Here is a 16661-nt window from a genome sequence, read left to right on the forward strand (position 1 = left end):
GGCATCCGGCTGGCTCTTGAACGCCTTGGCAAACACATCGCGGTTTTTCGCCATGTAGATCCCGGCTTCTTCGACCTGCTGTTCGGTCAGGGACGGAACGGCTTTTTGCAACACTTCAGCCAGCAATTCGGCCAGTTCGAGCATTTTGTCATGACGGTCAGCTTCGGCTTTATCCATGAACAAGCGCTCCAGATCTCGGCTGCTGCGGTATACCACTTCGACGGCCATTTACCACCTCACATGCCTTCACATTAGTTGTCTTTTACGACTACTGTATTTATATACAGCGAAAGGATAAGCGAATCCCTGCGCTTTGGGTAGTGGCTTTTTAATGTAGACGTGTTTGCGGGTTTGTCTCCCAGGATCAATGCTGTCCCTTGCATAATGTTTAAAGTAGTGCGGCTAATGGTCTGGGATATGGCTGGTTCTCAATAATCATCACTGTTTGATATCGCGATACTTTCACTCGCTAGCGCTGCATTAATCGAGTCTGCACAGTAGGTCGAGACTGTAAGAATATGCCATATTTGCCGTAGTCCAAGACCATTCCTGAATGGTGAGCGGTAGAAATGTATTGTCCCGTACGGGTTTTGTATGAGACTGTTTTTTAGTCGACAGTAAGTAGGCGTATCTAAGTGTATCTTTGCAAGGAAATGAGCTATGGATGATCTGATATGTGCGCGGTCGAGCGATAAATATCAACAGTTCTCCAATGAAGTAGAGCAGGATGCACTTTTTATAAGAGAGCTCGCTTTACATACTCCGTTGATAAGGCTTTCTTGGCTCAGTACTGCGACGCGTGTTGTTTGGGCAAAACTTGAATGTAATCAGCTGACCAACTCATTCAAGATACGCGGTGCTTACAACGCCATCAGGAAGTTATCTCCAAATATTCCTCTGTTTACCGCGTCTGCCGGCAATCATGGGTTGGCAGTTTCCTATGTGGCCCAGCATTTGGGACGGGCTTGTACGGTCTATGTTCCCGTCAACGCATCAGAGTTGAAACTGAGAAGACTGGTTGATAGCGGGGCGCACGTCGAGGCCGCGGGAAAAGATCTGTTCGAGGCTTCCGAGATCTCCAGGAAGCAGGCGGAGAAACAAGGAGGTGCATTTATATCTCCATTTTCGAATGCTGATGTAATAAAGGGGCAGGGGAGCCTGGGAGTCGAGATATTGGAAGAGGCAGTTATCGAGTTCGATAACGTTATTATTCCTCTCGGTGGTGGCGGACTCCTGGCAGGGGTAGGTGCGGTATTCAAAGCCCGAAGTCCGCATACACGTGTATTGACCGTGCATCCAAAGATATTCAACCGGGACTTGGACAACGTATCGGTAGACGCCTTGAAGAAAGGAGTCTATCCGACAATCGCTGATGGCTTGGCTGTGCAGCACTGTGAAGATGATATTGCATTGCGAGACTTTATTTTGCCTTTGATTTCTTTGAATATCGCGGTTGCGGAGCAGGATATTGAACGGGCCATTGTGGCGTTGCTGCACAATGAAGGTGTTTTGTCCGAGGGCGCCGGTGCCATCTCTTTGGCGCCGCTGCTTGCTGATCCGCAAGGTCAAGTCGTTAAAGGCAACACGTTGGTGATCATCAGTGGAGGCAATATATCAACTTCCGCGCTGATGAAGTGTGTGGCAACCCATGAAAAAGATGGCGCGTCTGCCACGTTGCTTGGCCACCAGTCCGCCAAATTGATCGCCGAGACTCAGAGGAATCTGCCAATACATTATGAGATTGTACGGGAGGCGCTCGTTACAGAGAGCAAGGACTTTTGGTTCGATTTGCTCAATCAGTTGACGATCAAGTTCGAAAGGCTGATTACCGATGTTGAACGACATCAAGAATTTGCGATGATCGAGGGGCTTTCACTTGAGCAGGACAGTATCAACTATGTGTTGGGCCGTTCCCACACTACGTTGGCCCGTTTAAATGAAGTCAAGGGTCAGGGGTTATCCCAATCCTCGGCCAGCCATCGCTATCGCCTGATGATTCAAGAGTACTCCTTTTTGCGAAACAGCCTGGCGTGGTGCAGCGCCAGTAACGATCAAAGCGGTTGCGTCATGTTCTTCGATCCACAGGAAAACAGTGGCTCGGCGGTAAACTATGATCGGTACGGCTCCATGCTTCTGCGAGAAGTAGAAATCAATCTTTTGCAGAGCCTGGGATTCAACAGTAATAAAAACGACTTGTTGTTGGTGTCCTCAGGTCAGGCCGCCTATACGGTGATTGAAAGCTTTCTGTTAGGAAGCGTTTTTCAGCCGGGCGCCAAGGTAGTTACCTCTCCCTACATCTACTTCGAGGCATTGGAGCAGCTGGAGCGTCTGCAGCACATAGAATTGATTCGCTCCAGTTCATGGGAGCTTGATGCGCTGGTGGAACTGGTCGGCAGCTCGGATGCCAGCGTTATATTCCTCGATCCATTGGCCAATCTTGGAGACATGAACATCCTGGATTTGAAAGCCCTGGCCAACAAAATGGCGGTACACGACTGGCGGCATAAATGGCTAGTGATAGACGGTACGATGGTCTCTGGCGGTATTGAAATCTTCGACATGTTTTCTGCCGAAAACCACCCGGCCGTTCTCTATTACGAGAGTGGCAGCAAATATCTACAGTTCGGTCTGGACATGCAGATGGCGGGCGTTGTGGTCAGTACCAAGAAGCATATCGCCAGTTTGGCGACTCATCGCAGAAATACCGGTGGAGTGATGTACCAGTCTGCGGTGACGAAATTTCCAGAGTATGACCGACAGATGTATTTGAGCAGAATGCGGTTATTGAGCCGAAACGCTCAGATATTTACTCAAGGCCTGCAAGATAACGACTATCTTATGGCTCGAATTGATCTGGCATACCCATGGCGCTGGCGTGAACTGGGTTGGCAACATGGAGGAGGTGTAGTTGCCATTTCGATGAAGGCCCCCGGTCTAAATAATCGAGCTTGTCTTGATGGTTTTATTGGTCTGTTACTGCAACGTTGTCGAGAAAACCATATCCCTATAACCAAGGGCGTCAGTTTTGGATTTGCCATTACTCGGGTGTCAGCCGCAGCTGCGATGGCAGACAATATGCCTCCGTTCCTGCGTTTTTCCATCGGTGAGGAAAGTACTCAACAAATGCAGAAGCTGGTGAGTACGGTAGTGATCACCTTGAGCGATTACTTGAGCGATTTTGATAGCCAAGTGATTTGAGCCTTATCTGGAGACAGGGATATGTCAGTTTTTGAAAGCGTTGAGTTAACGGCTAACCGGGTTGCTGGTTTTTCTGGGGGTTATAACAACAAACTGCTGGATGATTTACAGCAACGCTTGGCAACGTATGTGGCCGGTGATGCTTCGGCTATTGAAAGTGATGAAAAAGTCTTGTTGGATTTGCTGGAGGGTGAGTTGACTTCAGCATTCGTCGAAAAGCACGAGGAAAGTTTAGCCTCGGTCCATTTTTTGGCTAACGAGTTACTTCGTCGGCGTTATCTTTTGCTCGATGATGGGCTCGAGATGTCGCCGCTGATGTTTAAAATACAGCAACGTATCATGCAGACACAGCTACAGAGTGATCTGGCGTCGCTGTGTGATGAAAAGCTACCCGCGACGGAGGGAGAATTCAAAGAGTGGTTTCAAGTAAAATGCGCACAATACAAACATTCTCCTCACCCACTGTTTGAATATATTGAACATGATGCGTCATTGGCCGAGTACCGAAGCTTTATCCAGACTGAAGCCGGGGTGCATGTCTCCTTCGACGATGTTATCGCACTTGCACAAGTCGGCGTTCGAGGCAGCCCGAAACTTGAGTTTTTCGATAACTTCCAGGATGAGTTGGGAAGCAGCGATCCTGGCAAGTTTCATTTGACTATGTTTGGTCGTTTGGTGTCTGCCTTGGAAATCAACACAGTTCGTCAGAGCACTATTGCTTGGCAAGCCGTGGCGTGCGGTAACTATATGTTGTACCTGGCACATTTCAGAAGCCTGTACCATTACTGTGCCGGCTACCTTGGCTTTCTGGAAGCGTTGACGCCAAAACGGTTCTCCAGCATTGCCAAGGGTGGCGCGCGACTGGGTTTGTCTGAGCATGTATTGGCTTATCATTATGATCATTCGGAGCTTGACGTCAAACACGCGGAAGGTTGGCTTGATAACATCATGCTTTCTGAAATAAGGGATAAAGGCGCCGACGTCGCCCGGTTGTTTGCCTTGGGTGTACTATTGCGTGAGCTCGTATCAAAACGTTATTGGGATGCCATTCTCAATACGTTTTTAGCTACCAAGTAGTTTGGAGATTGCAATGACAGGAAGTGTGATATTTGTCGAAGCAAGTCAAACCGGCGCGGGTGAAGTCGCGTGCCGTTATGCTCGGCAGCAAGGTTATGACGTTATTTTGCTGTGCCGCGAACCGGATGCCTACCCGCAGGCCATCTCTCAACATTGTCAGGCCATTGTGAAGGTGGATACGTCCGACCTTGCCTTAATGGTCGAAGCGGTTGGTGCGTTGACGGAACAATCGAAAATAAGAGCAATTATTACGACTAGCGATTTTTTCGTTGTACAAACTGCAGAACTGGCCATGCGCTATGGGGTGCCGACCAATGAGCCCTCGGTTGTGCGGCGATTCAGAAACAAATTCCAGATGCGCGAAGCCATCAATCGTATCGCACCGTCACTTAATCCCGCCTATCGCCTGGTGAGTCGCTTGGAAGAGGCTCAGGAATTTGCTCAAGAAGTTGGTTTCCCTTTTATTGCAAAACCGGTCAATGGCAATGACAGTTTATATGTGAAAAAAATCAATGGGCAAGCGGAGCTCGACAGCTATCTGCAGGCTCGTCAAGGCTGGGGGCGAGATGCCTCAGGGCAGGATTTCGAAAACGGTACGTTGCTGGAAGCCTTGGTCGGTGGAGAGGAGTTTTGTCTTGATCTCCTGAAGCCGCTCAATAAAAAGTTCATTGTGATGGGCGCTTTCAGGAAAATAATTACCAAGGGTGATGGAACAAACTTTATAAAAATAGGCGCCAGTTTCCCATCCTCTGACGATGAAACGATGTTGTTGTTTCGGCATATAGCTCCGGTTTTGAAACAGCTGGGCTTTGCTGTCGGCGCTGTTAACGTCGACTGCAAAATTGTTGGTGGGGAGGTCAAGATTCTGGAAGTTAATCCACGTTTGGTAGGCGATCAGATGGGGAGCCACATGATTGAGCTCGCCACGGGTGAAAACCCGGCTCATGCGATCGTTGAGCTGGCTCAAGGCAAATCCATCGAATGGAATCCTTCTGTCAACAGAGGCGTTGCGATCCATCGTGTGACGATGCCTGAGGCTGGCTTTTTTCTAGGGCTTGAAAATGAACATGAAATGAGAAGCCGCCCAAGGGTGGAGAGTGTTCAGGTTCTTGGCGAAATCAATAAGTGGTACGAGCCGGCAGCGTCTAATCAAGGGGTCATCGGTTCGATCATCGTCTCTCATGAGTCGGCAGAGCAAGCCATGATGTTGGCCGTGTCACTGGCCAGAACGGCAAAAGTACGATTGTCCAAAAGCAGGCATGAAGACACCGTACATATTGCTACTCTATCCTCTAATTAACTGATTGAAAAAGATGATTCGAACTTTGCCTCGATCGGTACAACTCCAACTGTTGGCGACGCTGCTGAATAGCGCTGGGGGTATCGTCAAATTGTTTATGCCGTTGTACTTCCTCGAGGTATATGGGTATGACTTTTCTACTATCGCTTGGCTCATGGCTGCTTATGGCGGCGGATGTATCCTCGGGGCTTATGTCGGTGGCGCGTTATCGGAGCGTCTGGACTCACAATGGGCGACCGGGATCTCTTTGCTGTTGAGCGGTGTTTTTGCCGTTACGCTGGCATTGACCCCACCCTTTGCACTGTTACTGATCGTGGTGCCCTTGGTAGGCATTTTTGACGGTGCGTTTCGTCCAGCCAACTTGCGCCTGGTGATGGAGGGGAGTCCGCAAGAGCTACAAGCGCGCGTGCAGGGTTTGCATCGAGTGGTATTCAATCTGGGAGTCGCCCTCGCAGGTCTGCTGGCCGGAACACTGGTCGGCTTTGGATACGGCTACGTGTTTCTGTTTCAAGGATTGCTGAATTTATTTGGCAGCTTTTTATTGCTCGGCTATGCCCTGAAACATGCCGTAGGACTCTGGCAGCTTGCGAGCATTGCGGCGACGCAGAAAGACACAGGGGATTTTGCAGTGGGTTCGCCTTGGAGAGACGGTTTTTTTCTTGTCTTCATTCTTGGTCAATTGCTGGCCTTGGGCATATTCGATCAGATGTATGGCACATTCGGGATTTTCTTGCGTGAGCACGCTGATGCCGGTCCTCATTGGATCGCCTATCTGTTTTCCATGAATGCGCTGCTGGTAGTGGTATTGCAGTTGCCCGTGAGCCGATGGATCGAACGACATGGAATCGTCATCGCCTCACGCCTGGGTATTTTGCTACTCGGTGGGGCTTTCCTTATTCTGAATATGGGCAGCCATATCATCTGGGCGGTATTGACCATGTTGGTGATTACCGCTGCCGAGTTGCTGTTGACGCCTGTCTGGACACTGTCGGTAATGAACCGCTCTCAAGGGCGTCAACGCGGCAAATACCTGGGTATATTCAGCGCCGCATGGTTAGGTCACTCGCTTTATGGTCCTGGTGTGGGGGCATGGTTATACGGAGCCTATGGTGGCTTTACCTTATGGTGGATATGCGGGGGTACGGGCCTGTTGGTATTCATGCTGCATTACTCGACAGTCTCCAAGCTATGGACAGAACCGGGAACAAGTCCAAAAGAGCAGACATCTCTCGCCAATTAACGGCCTGAGAGGCGAGCGTTGTCGTTGGCATGAAAAAGGCCCTGAGCCATTTGACTCAGGGCCTATTCAATTCGGGTGTTGCTTACTTGGCGGGCTTGGCGGCTTTCGCGGGCTTGACCGGCTCCGCTGCTTCAGTCGCTTCGGCTACTTCAGCTACTTCAGCCGGCATGCTCAGCAACTCGGACAGTGCATCCGGCTGGCTCTTGAACGCCTTGGCAAACACATCGCGGTTTTTCGCCATGTAGATCCCGGCTTCTTCGACCTGCTGTTCGGTCAGGGACGGAACGGCTTTTTGCAACACTTCAGCCAGCAATTCGGCCAGTTCGAGCATTTTGTCATGACGGTCAGCTTCGGCTTTATCCATGAACAAGCGCTCCAGATCTCGGCTGCTGCGGTATACCACTTCGACGGCCATTTACCACCTCACATGCCTTCACATTAGTTGTCTTTTACGACTACTGTATTTATATACAGCGAAAGGATAAGCGAATCCCTGCGCTTTGGGTAGTGGCTTTTTAATGTAGACGTGTTTGCGGGTTTGTCTTCCAGGATCAATGCCGTCCCTTGCGGAAGCGGGTTTGCCCGCGAAGGTGTGGGTAAATGCAATGCGGAAGTGTCCAGTCGCAATCCATTTTCATCTCACTCCATAGCCGCTGGCCTTTTTTCTGCATGCAGAACAACCGTCACGTCGAACCCGCATCATCCGGTCGAGCCGACCTAAGGAAGAACCACCGTGAAAATCAATTGGGCGGAGCGACTTCGCCAGAACGTGCATGAACTGGCCGAATCCCTGGGCAATCTGTTCGTTGAAACCTTCCATTACCTGGCGCTGTTTGCCATCGGCGCGGTGACGGCCTGGGCCGCGGTCATGGAGTTTCTCGGCATGATCGAGGAGGGACACATCAAGATCGATGACATCTTGCTGCTGTTCATTTACCTGGAACTGGGGGCGATGGTCGGGATTTACTTCAAGACCAACCACATGCCGGTGCGTTTTCTGATCTACGTGGCGATCACCGCCTTGACCCGCCTGCTGATCTCCAACGTCTCGCATCATAACCCGCCGGACCTGGGCATCATCTACCTGTGCGGCGGGATTCTGTTGCTGGCGTTTGCGATTCTGGTGGTGCGTTATGCTTCTTCGCAGTTCCCTTCGGTGAAGATCGAACACCCGCAGCGCAAGATCGGTGCGGGCTCCAGTGAGCATCCGGAAGTCGAGAAGGGCGAGCTTTAATGCCGGGCTGACACTGGCAGCGGGGCCTTGCGTATCGGCGGTGGTAGCCTGTGGTTGTCGCCGTCGGTCATGGCTTGGAGGATCGCCATGGCGCTATGACCCTGTTCGATGGCAATGCCGAACTGAATGCTTTGCACCAGGCGCTTGAGGCGCTTGGGGTCATTGCGTTGTTCGGCGCTGATCATCCGTTTGGCGACGATTCGGCCGGTGTTGGACAGGGTCAGCATGATGCCGCCGTCCAGCCCTTGAATGCTCAGGTTGACCTGATAGTCCGGGGCAAAGGTGTCGGTTATCAGTTGGAAAGGGTTATCCATGATGCGTCACCGCTTGATTGGATCGTGCAGTCATTGACCGGTCGAGATCAGGATTGGTTCGCTTTTCCAGACCATCGGCAAGCCGTTCGCGAAAGTTCGAGCGACTTCCATGTCGCTCGACCCTTGGCAAAGCAAGGGGCATGCCGGGCGTTCCCGGGCGCCGCAGAACCGGCAATAAAAAGGCGAGCCTAGTGGCTAATACCGATCAGTTAGGGAGATGAGGTCGAATGTGTAGGAGCGAGCTCGCTCGCGATGAACTCAAGAGCAACGCGCTTAATCAGAAAACACGCGCTATCGTTAACGTCCATCGCGAGCACGCTCGCTCCTACAAAGGTCGGCGCTCGCTTAACTGACTGGCATTGAGCCTAGTGGCTCGCCTTTTTGGTTTCCGGTCCGTTTCAGGGCATGACGGAATAGATGATCGCAGACAGTGCGATCAGGCCAATCAGCACCACGAACACATTCGAGAGTTGACCCGAATATTGGCGCAGGGATGGCACGCGCCGAATGGCATACATCGGCATCAGGAACAGCAGGCATGCGATCACCGGCCCGCCGAGGGTTTCGATCATGCCCAGGATGCTCGGGTTGAAGGTGGCGACGGCCCAGCAACTGAGGATCATGAACAACGCGGTGGCGCGGTTCAGCCAACTGGCCGACATCGCCCGGCCACGGCTGCGCAGGCTTTTCACGATCAGGCCCTGGAAGCCTTCGCTGGCGCCGATGTAATGGCCCAGGAAGGACTTGGTGATCGCCACCAGCGCGATCAACGGCGCGGCATAGGCGATGACCGGGGTCTGGAAGTGGTTGGCCAGGTACGACAGGATCGAGATGTTCTGTGCCTTGGCGGCCGCCAGGTCTGCCGGTGACAGGGCCAGCACGCAGCTGAAGCAGAAGAACATCACCGTCACCACCATCATGCCGTGGGCGACCGCGAGAATACCGCTGCTCTTTTGTTCGGCCTGGGCACCGTAGCGCTGTTTCTGATCGACGGCGAAGGCCGAGATGATTGGCGAGTGGTTGAACGAGAACACCATCACCGGGATCGCCAGCCACAGGGTCTTGAGAAACACTGACATAGGCATGCCGTCACCGGCCGAGGCAAAGAATGCACCGTTCCAGTTCGGGATCAAGCTCACTGCCAGCAACAGCAGTGCGGCGACGAACGGATAGACCAGCACGCTCATGGCTTTGACGATCACGCCCTGGCCGCAACGAACGATGACCATCAGCCCCAGAATCAACGCCAGCGACAGCACCGCGCGCGGTGGCGGGGTCATGTGCAGTTGGTGTTCCATGAAGCTGCCCAGGGTGTTGGTCAGCGCCACGCTGTACACCAGCAGGATCGGGAAGATTGCAAAGAAGTAGAGCAGGGTGATCAGCTTGCCGGCACCGATGCCGAAGTGTTCTTCCACCACTTCAGTGATGTCGCCGGAACGCCCCGACAGCACGAAGCGGGTCAGGCCACGGTGGGCGAAGAAGGTCATCGGGAAGGCCAGCAGCGCCAACACCAGCAACGGCCAGAAGCCGCCGACGCCGGCGTTGATCGGCAGGAACAGCGTGCCCGCGCCGATGGCCGTGCCGTACAGGCCAAGCATCCAGGTGGTGTCGTGCTTGCTCCAGCCTTGGCGGGTTGTTGCGGTGTCGCGGGTGACGTCTACAGCAGGATTTTCAGCAGCAGGTGTACGTACATCGGTCATCGTTTTTGCCTCGTTATTATTCTTGCTCGGGCTCACGTGGGGCAGGTCAGGGAATGCTCGTCAGCATTCCACCCAGCTGACAGCCAGGCCGCCCCGTGAAGTCTCTTTGTATTTATCGTGCATGTCGGCACCGGTATCGCGCATGGTGCGGATGACCCGGTCCAGGGAAATGAAGTGCTTGCCGTCGCCGCGCAGGGCCATCTGGGTGGCGTTGATCGCCTTCACCGCGGCAATCGCGTTGCGCTCGATGCACGGCACCTGGACCAGCCCGCCGACCGGGTCGCAGGTCAGGCCGAGGTTGTGTTCCAGGCCGATTTCGGCGGCGTTTTCCAACTGTTCGGGGGTGGCGCCCAGCACTTCGGCCAGGCCGGCAGCCGCCATGGCGCAGGCGGAACCGACTTCACCCTGGCAGCCGACTTCGGCCCCGGAGATCGAAGCGTTTTTCTTGCACAGGATGCCCACGGAGGCCGCGGCGAGGAAAAACGCCACCACATCATCGTCCGAGGCGTCGGGGTTGAACTTCATGTAGTAGTGCAACACCGCCGGGATGATCCCGGCCGCACCGTTGGTAGGCGCGGTGACCATGCGTCCGCCGGCGGCGTTTTCTTCGTTGACCGCCAGGGCGAACAGGTTCACCCACTCCATCGCCGAGAGGGTCGAGCTGATGACGTTCGGCTTGCCGATTTCCAGCAGGCTGCGGTGCAGTTTTGCCGCGCGACGTGGCACGTCCAGGCCACCGGGCAGTACACCTTCGTGGCTCAGGCCTTGCTCGACGCACTCGCGCATCACCGACCAGATATGCAGCAGCCCCTGACGAGTTTGCGCGTCGCTGCGCCAGGCCCGTTCGTTGGCCATCATCAACTCGGCTACCCGCAGGCCGTGTTGGTTGCACAGCGCTAACAGTTCAGCGGCGCTGGAGAAATCGTACGGCAATACCACGTCGTTGGCCGCCGGCACGCCGGAGTCGACTTCGGCCGCTTCGACGATAAAGCCGCCGCCCACCGAATAGTAGGTTTGCTCGAACAAGGGGCCGGACTCGCCAAAGGCGGTCAGCGCCATGGCATTGGGATGGTAGGGCAGGCTTTCATCGAGCAGCAGCAAGTCGCGCTGCCAATCGAAGGCAATGCTCAGGCGCCCGGCCAGCAGCAGTTCACCGCGGTCACGCACCTGGGCAATGCGCGAAGGGATGCTGGTGGGGTTGATGCTGTCGGGCCATTCGCCCATCAGGCCCATGACGCAAGCGCGGTCGGTGGCGTGGCCGACACCAGTGGCGGAAAGCGAGCCGTACAGGCGCACTTCCACGCGCCAAACCTGCCCCAGCAGACCTTGGTCAAACAACGATTGGGCGAAGGTGGCGGCGGCGCGCATCGGGCCGACGGTGTGAGAGCTGGACGGACCGATACCGACTTTGAAGAGATCGAAAACACTGATAGCCATGCTAAAGCCTTACAAGCAATGGAGTAGGAATCGCTGCCATTTTTTGTAGGACAAGCGCAATGTCGGCGATACTGCCTACCTCGGTCATCAGTGACCAACGAAACTTCCTAAGACAGGCTTTAGTAGGACTAAACGATGAGTCGTCAATTTCATGCCCAGACCTACGTCTGGCTGCATGTGTTTTCCTGTGCGGCGCGACACTTGTCGTTCACCCGTTGCGCCGAAGAGTTGCACATCACCCCCGGGGCCGTGAGCCAGCAGATTCGCCAACTGGAAGAGCGCCTGGGGTTTCGCCTGTTTCATCGCCGCGCGCGAGGGGTCGAGTTGAGTGCCGAGGGCCAGCGCCTGGCGATCACCGTCAACGAGGCCTATGGCAGCATCGACGCGGAATTGCGTCGGCTGGACGCCGGCATGATTAGCGGCATTCTGCGCCTGCGCTCCATCCCTTCGTTTCTGGGCAAATGGCTGACCCCGCGTCTGCCACGCTTGCAGCAGCGTTATCCGGATATCCAGTTGCGCCTGGTGGCCGAGGACAGCAGCGTGGCGCTGCACGAAGGCGACTTCGACCTGGCGATCGACCTGAACGACGGTAGCTACCCAGGGTTGTTATCCACAACCTTGCTCGATGAACAGATTTTCCCGGTCTGCGCGCCGAGTTTGTTGCGTGGCCGGCCACCGCTGCACGGGCCAGCGGATCTGGTGCACTTTGCATTGTTGCACGACATCACCGCCTGGCGCGGCAGCTATGAATATGCGGAGTGGGAGTTCTACCTGAATGCGATCGGCTTCGACGGTGCCGACGTACGGCGTGGCCATACGTTCAATCGCAACCACCTGACCATCGAGGCCGCGATTGCCGGCATGGGCGTGGCCATCGCCCGGCGGACCTTGCTCAACGACGAACTGGAACGAGGCACGCTGATCGTGCCCTTTGGCGTCGCCGTGCCCAACTACAAGCGCTACGTGCTGTTGTATTCACCGGGGGCGCTGAGCCATCCGGGGGTACGCGCGGTGCATGACTGGCTGGTGGAGGAGGCCGAGATCTTTCGCGGGATGCACCCGTTGGGCGAGGGGCAGCCATGAGGTTTTTGGGCTGCGTTGCAGGGCGACTGAACTCCCGACCTTAACAGCGCTTTTGCCGGTTGTCCGACTTTTTTTGCGTATGAATATTTATCTTTTTTTAGGGGTTGAATTGTTTCTCCGTCTGCCCAACTCTGTAAGTAAGAGGTCACGGTCACTCAGGTTTCAACGCTACACCGGACCTCTCGCGAGCTAGCTGAAATAAGGGATGAACTATGCAAATCCAAGTCAACAGCGATAACCATATTCAAAGCAGCATCCGACTGGAGGAGTGGGTACGTACTACCATAGAGAGCGCGCTCGAACGATATGAAGAGGACCTGACACGGGTCGAGGTTCACCTGCGGGACGAGAACGGCGATAAACCCGGTCCACACGATATGCGCTGCCAGCTTGAAGCGCGGCCAAAAGGCCATCAACCGGTATCCGTAACTCATAAAGCCGAAAATCTGGAACTGGCCATCGAAGGGGCGGCCACCAAGCTTGAACATGCGCTGGAGCATTTGTTCGGCAAATTGCGCGGTAAACGCGCCACCGTGACACCCATCCAGTCTGGTGCTCACGCCGATGCACTGCTTGAAGAAGAATTTCTCGAGAACGAGCAGGCAGCGCTTAATGGCTGATGCCTGAAACACGTCTACAACCCAATGAAAACGGGCCTGCAATTGCAGGCCCGTTTTGTTTTTGGGGTCTGTTCATACCTTGCTGGTGTTCGATGAACGCCACGGCGTAACCCCCGCCCGACGTGCCTTGGCACTGTTCTTTGATCAGTCTACTTTTGCATATGAGAATATTTATCATTACTATTGGGCCCTGTTGACCCTGTGCAGGCATGGACCGCGTGCAGGTTTCCCCAAGGTTTCAAGGTCGAAACATGAAAAGCCTCCCCATTTCCTATCGTATGGCCGTCACTTCCCGGGTGCTGGCCGCACTGCTGGGTGGATACATCCTGGCGGCGCTGGCCAGTATCTGCATGGGCCTCTGGCTCCCGATGCCCCGCGCCGAAGCCGTCCTCAGTGGCATGATGACCTCGTTTCTGGTCTACCTGGTGGCGGTGCTCTGGTGCTTTGCCTGCCGTAGCGCCTGGCAGGCATGGTCCGGTGTGATGGTCCCCAGCCTGGTGTTGGCGGCCGTGAGTGGCCTGGGTTACTGGCTGGGTCAGTCATGAAGGAGGGCTTTCGTCAGACCATGGCCTGGTTGCACACCTGGACCGGGTTGGTCTTTGGCTGGCTGCTGTTTGCGATTTTTCTGACGGGTACCTTGTCGTACTTCAAGGATGAGATCAGTCACTGGATGCAGCCGGAAGTGCCGGTGCGCTCGGTCAGCACCGAGGCCAGCCTGACGTTGGCGCAGGACTACCTGCAACAACACGCGGCGGGTGCCGGACGCTGGGTGATCAGCCTGCCCAGTGCCCGCGATCCAGGCCTTTCAGTGTTCTGGCAGGCGCTGGGCAACGAAGGGCGACGCGGCAATCGCGAGCAACGCCAACTCGATCCGCTGACCGGTGAACGGGTCCAGGCCAGGGATACCCGCGGCGGGGACTTCTTCTATCGCTTCCACTTTCAATTGCAGATGCCGCACCCGTGGGGTCGTTGGTTGTCGACGGCGGCAGCCATGCTGATGCTGGTGGCGCTGATCACCGGGATCATCACTCACAAGAAGATCTTCAAGGACTTCTTCACCTTCCGCCCGCGCAAGGGCCAGCGCTCCTGGCTCGATGTGCACAACGCGGTGGGGGTGCTGGTGTTGCCGTTTCACTTGATGATCACGTACAGCAGCCTGGTGATCTTCATGTCGATGGTGATACCCGCGAGCATCCTGGTTGCCTACAACGGCGATAGCGACGCGTACTTCAACGAACTGTTCCCGGAGTCCGACACCCCGTCGGCAGTCGGCAAGCCCGGTCAATTGCAGCCCTTGGCATTGTTCGTGGAGCGCGCCGGCAAGCACTGGTCCGGCGGGCAGGCCGCGGCAGTGACGGTGAGCAACCCCGACGACCTCAAGGCCTCGGTGAGTGTCATGCGCAGCAGTGACGACCGGGTGGTGTATGACTTTGGCAGCAGCCTGTCGTTCGATGGCGTCAACGGCCAGTTACTCACGGTGCAGGCGCAGCCGTCGATGCCGATGGCCTTCATGGGCAGTTTCTACGGCCTGCACCTGGGGCGCTTCGCCGGGCCGGTCTTGCGCTGGCTGTACTTCATTTGCGGCCTGGCCGGTACCGCGATGATTGGTACCGGGCTGGTGATCTGGCTGGGCAAGCGTCAGTTGAAACACGCCAAGAGCGGTGTGATGCCGTTTGAGCTACGTCTGGTGCAAGTGCTGAACATTGCCAGCATGGCTGGCCTGCTGATCGCCGTGGCAGCGTTCTTCTGGGCTAACCGTCTATTGCCGGTGAGCTTTGTCGAGCGCTCGACGTGGGAAGTGAACAGCTTCTTCATCGCCTGGGGATTGAGCGTGTTGCATGTAGCGTTGCGCCAGGGCCGTGCGGCCTGGGTCGAGCAATTGGCGTTGGCGGCGTTACTGTTCGCCGGCCTGCCGTTGCTCAACGCGCTGACCACTACCCGGCACCTGGGCGTGTCCATTGCCCAGGGTGACTGGGCCATGGCCGGCTTCGACCTGACCTGCCTGGGCAGTGGATTGTTTCTGAGCTGGGCCGCCTGGAGGATGTGGCGCTCAGGTCAGGCCAGTGGCGTTGTCCCGACCCGCACCGCGCGCGTACGACGGGCCACGCTTGAACACGAGGTGAACTGAATGCTGCTGCCCTTGCTCTTGTGCTACGGCGGGTTCACCGCGTTGTGCCTGTCGATGGATCGCCATCACCGCGACCTGCTCGGACGTACACCGCCGCTTCGTGTACGTCAGCTGTTGCAACTGGCGGGGTGGTCGTTGCTGGCGTTGTCATTGTGGGCGGCGGTGGCCGCCGCCGGCTGGGGCCTGGGAGTGGTGGAGTGGTGCGCGGTCCTGATGCTCAGCGGTTTATGGCTGGTGTTGCTGCTGCCCTATCGCCCGCGCCTGGTCATGCTCATGGCAGGACTGGGATTGCTGGCCAGCCCGGTTGCCGTGTTCGCCCGGTTTTAGTTGAACCTGCCCTTGATGATCACCGCGCCCTCTGAATCGCAGGCGGTGCCCCGAGATGAGGCAACAGAGCTCCGGGAGCGGATCAGCGCAAGAACGCCTGGCGGTACTCGCCAGGTGTTCCATGCATGGCCTGGCGAAAGCGGTGGGTGAAATGGCTGGCGCTGGCAAATCCACAGGCCAGTGCAATCTCGCCCAGCGGCTGCCGGGTACTGCGCAGCAGCTGCCGGGCATGGGCCAGGCGGCGGGCCAACAGGTATTGATGAGGCGGCAGGCCGAAGCTCTCGCGGAACATTCGCGCGAAGTGGTATTCCGACAGTGCGCACATCCCCGCTAACTGACCCAGGCTGATGGGCTCGGCCACTTGGCTGTCGATGTACTCGACCAGTTGCCGGCGTTGGTGCGCGGCCAATCCCCCCTTGAGGCGCACGCCCTGGCGCAGGCCAACCTGATTGAGCAGGGTATGGCTGAGCAGTTCGTGGGCGAGGCTGCTGGTCAGTAGACGTTCGCCAGGCTCATTCCAGTTCAACGCAATCAACTGGCGGAAGCGCCCGGCCTGCTGTGCATCGTCCAGGAAAGTGCTTTCCTGCAGTTGCAGCGCGCGAGGTTCGCGGTCGAGCAAGGTGATGCAGCCGAGGGCGAAGTGTTCGGGACTGAAGTACAGGTGTGCCAGGCGGATTTCACCATTGATCACCCAGGCCGATTGATGCTCGGCGGGCAGTATGCAGAGTTTGCCCGGGCCGCCCTTGATGCCGGGTTGTTCACGGCGAAAGGTCCCGGTGCCGCCGGCAATGTAGCAAGAGAGGGTGTGGTGTCCCGGCGCTTCATAGTCCTGGGCGTCATGATGATTGCTCCACAGGGCTGCAGCCATGCCGTCACCGAGCTCGGCGCTGTGCTCCAGACGAGCATTGGGCGAGCGGTTGAGGGCTTGAAAGACTTGCAGGGTTTCCAGTGCGGGCATGATCGGTTCTCCAACGCCTGCATCCTACTCCGAAGGCCTTGCCGT

Annotated in this window: 15 protein-coding genes and 1 pseudogene; 10 read left to right on the forward strand and 6 right to left on the reverse strand. The window is 56.0% G+C overall.

Features of this window, described 5'->3' with window-relative positions:
• On the reverse strand, nucleotides 1–228 hold a 228-nt coding region (locus CKW29_RS20315), incomplete at its 3' end, for a YebG family protein (protein WP_095148977.1).
• A 432-nt stretch (nucleotides 229–660) separates the two neighbouring features.
• Between CKW29_RS20315 and CKW29_RS20320 the strand changes: the two genes are divergently transcribed.
• From CKW29_RS20320 to CKW29_RS20335, 4 genes are read left to right on the forward strand one after another with little or no spacing between them, the layout of a single operon-like run.
• The gene (locus CKW29_RS20320; RefSeq protein WP_095148978.1) at nucleotides 661–3198 is read left to right on the forward strand and encodes a pyridoxal-phosphate dependent enzyme; all 2538 of its coding nucleotides are present in this window, start codon (nucleotides 661–663) and stop codon (nucleotides 3196–3198) included.
• A 21-nt stretch (nucleotides 3199–3219) separates the two neighbouring features.
• Nucleotides 3220–4275, forward strand: a complete 1056-nt coding sequence (locus CKW29_RS20325; protein WP_095144942.1) for an iron-containing redox enzyme family protein — start codon at nucleotides 3220–3222, stop codon at nucleotides 4273–4275.
• Nucleotides 4276–4288: 13 nt separating this feature from the next.
• Complete coding sequence (locus CKW29_RS20330) at nucleotides 4289–5575, forward strand: ATP-grasp domain-containing protein (protein WP_095148979.1); 1287 nt, start codon at nucleotides 4289–4291, stop codon at nucleotides 5573–5575.
• 13 nt (nucleotides 5576–5588) lie between these two features.
• Nucleotides 5589–6815 (forward strand): MFS transporter, encoded by a 1227-nt coding sequence (locus CKW29_RS20335; RefSeq protein ID WP_095144940.1) that lies wholly within the window; start codon nucleotides 5589–5591, stop codon nucleotides 6813–6815.
• A gap of 175 nt (nucleotides 6816–6990) precedes the next feature.
• Here CKW29_RS20335 and CKW29_RS20340 read toward each other — a convergent pair.
• Nucleotides 6991–7230: pseudogene (locus CKW29_RS20340) on the reverse strand (YebG family protein); the annotation flags it as partial.
• A gap of 318 nt (nucleotides 7231–7548) precedes the next feature.
• On the opposite strand from CKW29_RS20340, the gene CKW29_RS20345 reads away from it, so the two are divergent.
• Nucleotides 7549–8049, forward strand: a complete 501-nt coding sequence (locus CKW29_RS20345) for a phosphate-starvation-inducible protein PsiE (protein ID WP_095144938.1) — start codon at nucleotides 7549–7551, stop codon at nucleotides 8047–8049.
• Here the strand turns inward: CKW29_RS20345 and CKW29_RS20350 are convergent.
• The 3 genes from CKW29_RS20350 to CKW29_RS20360 form a co-directional block, all read right to left on the reverse strand.
• Nucleotides 8046–8363 carry a DUF3509 domain-containing protein gene (locus tag CKW29_RS20350; protein ID WP_095148980.1) on the reverse strand — a complete coding sequence of 106 codons (318 nt, stop codon included), beginning with the start codon at nucleotides 8361–8363 and terminating at the stop codon, nucleotides 8046–8048. The two genes, CKW29_RS20345 and CKW29_RS20350, sit on opposite strands and share 4 nt — an antisense overlap.
• Before the next feature lie 398 nt (nucleotides 8364–8761).
• Nucleotides 8762–10063 carry a serine/threonine transporter gene (locus CKW29_RS20355; RefSeq protein WP_095148981.1) on the reverse strand — a complete coding sequence of 434 codons (1302 nt, stop codon included), beginning with the start codon at nucleotides 10061–10063 and terminating at the stop codon, nucleotides 8762–8764.
• A gap of 60 nt (nucleotides 10064–10123) precedes the next feature.
• A complete protein-coding gene (locus CKW29_RS20360) occupies nucleotides 10124–11500 on the reverse strand; it encodes an L-serine ammonia-lyase (RefSeq protein WP_095144935.1) in 1377 nt (458 codons plus the stop codon).
• Between the two features lie 135 nt (nucleotides 11501–11635).
• Between CKW29_RS20360 and CKW29_RS20365 the strand changes: the two genes are divergently transcribed.
• From CKW29_RS20365 to CKW29_RS20385, 5 genes are all read left to right on the forward strand, one after another.
• Nucleotides 11636–12583 (forward strand): LysR substrate-binding domain-containing protein, encoded by a 948-nt coding sequence (locus CKW29_RS20365; RefSeq protein ID WP_095148982.1) that lies wholly within the window; start codon nucleotides 11636–11638, stop codon nucleotides 12581–12583.
• 212 nt (nucleotides 12584–12795) lie between these two features.
• On the forward strand, nucleotides 12796–13203 hold the full coding sequence (locus tag CKW29_RS20370; RefSeq protein ID WP_095077728.1) for an HPF/RaiA family ribosome-associated protein: 408 nt from the start codon (nucleotides 12796–12798) through the stop codon (nucleotides 13201–13203).
• A gap of 251 nt (nucleotides 13204–13454) precedes the next feature.
• Entirely contained in the window at nucleotides 13455–13748 is a 294-nt protein-coding gene (locus CKW29_RS20375) for a DUF3649 domain-containing protein (RefSeq protein ID WP_095144932.1), read from the forward strand.
• Nucleotides 13745–15331 (forward strand): PepSY domain-containing protein, encoded by a 1587-nt coding sequence (locus tag CKW29_RS20380; RefSeq protein WP_095148983.1) that lies wholly within the window; start codon nucleotides 13745–13747, stop codon nucleotides 15329–15331. The genes CKW29_RS20375 and CKW29_RS20380 overlap by 4 nt, the downstream gene beginning before the upstream one ends.
• Complete coding sequence (locus CKW29_RS20385) at nucleotides 15332–15658, forward strand: DUF3325 domain-containing protein (RefSeq protein WP_095148984.1); 327 nt, start codon at nucleotides 15332–15334, stop codon at nucleotides 15656–15658. It begins immediately after the preceding gene.
• A gap of 82 nt (nucleotides 15659–15740) precedes the next feature.
• Here CKW29_RS20385 and CKW29_RS20390 read toward each other — a convergent pair whose 3' ends face one another.
• A complete protein-coding gene (locus tag CKW29_RS20390) occupies nucleotides 15741–16616 on the reverse strand; it encodes a helix-turn-helix domain-containing protein (RefSeq protein WP_095144929.1) in 876 nt (291 codons plus the stop codon).
• Nucleotides 16617–16661 lie beyond the last annotated feature (45 nt).

Origin of the sequence: Pseudomonas sp. Irchel s3a18, assembly GCF_900187535.1 — a bacterium.
Taxonomy (GTDB): Bacteria; Pseudomonadota; Gammaproteobacteria; order Pseudomonadales; family Pseudomonadaceae; genus Aquipseudomonas.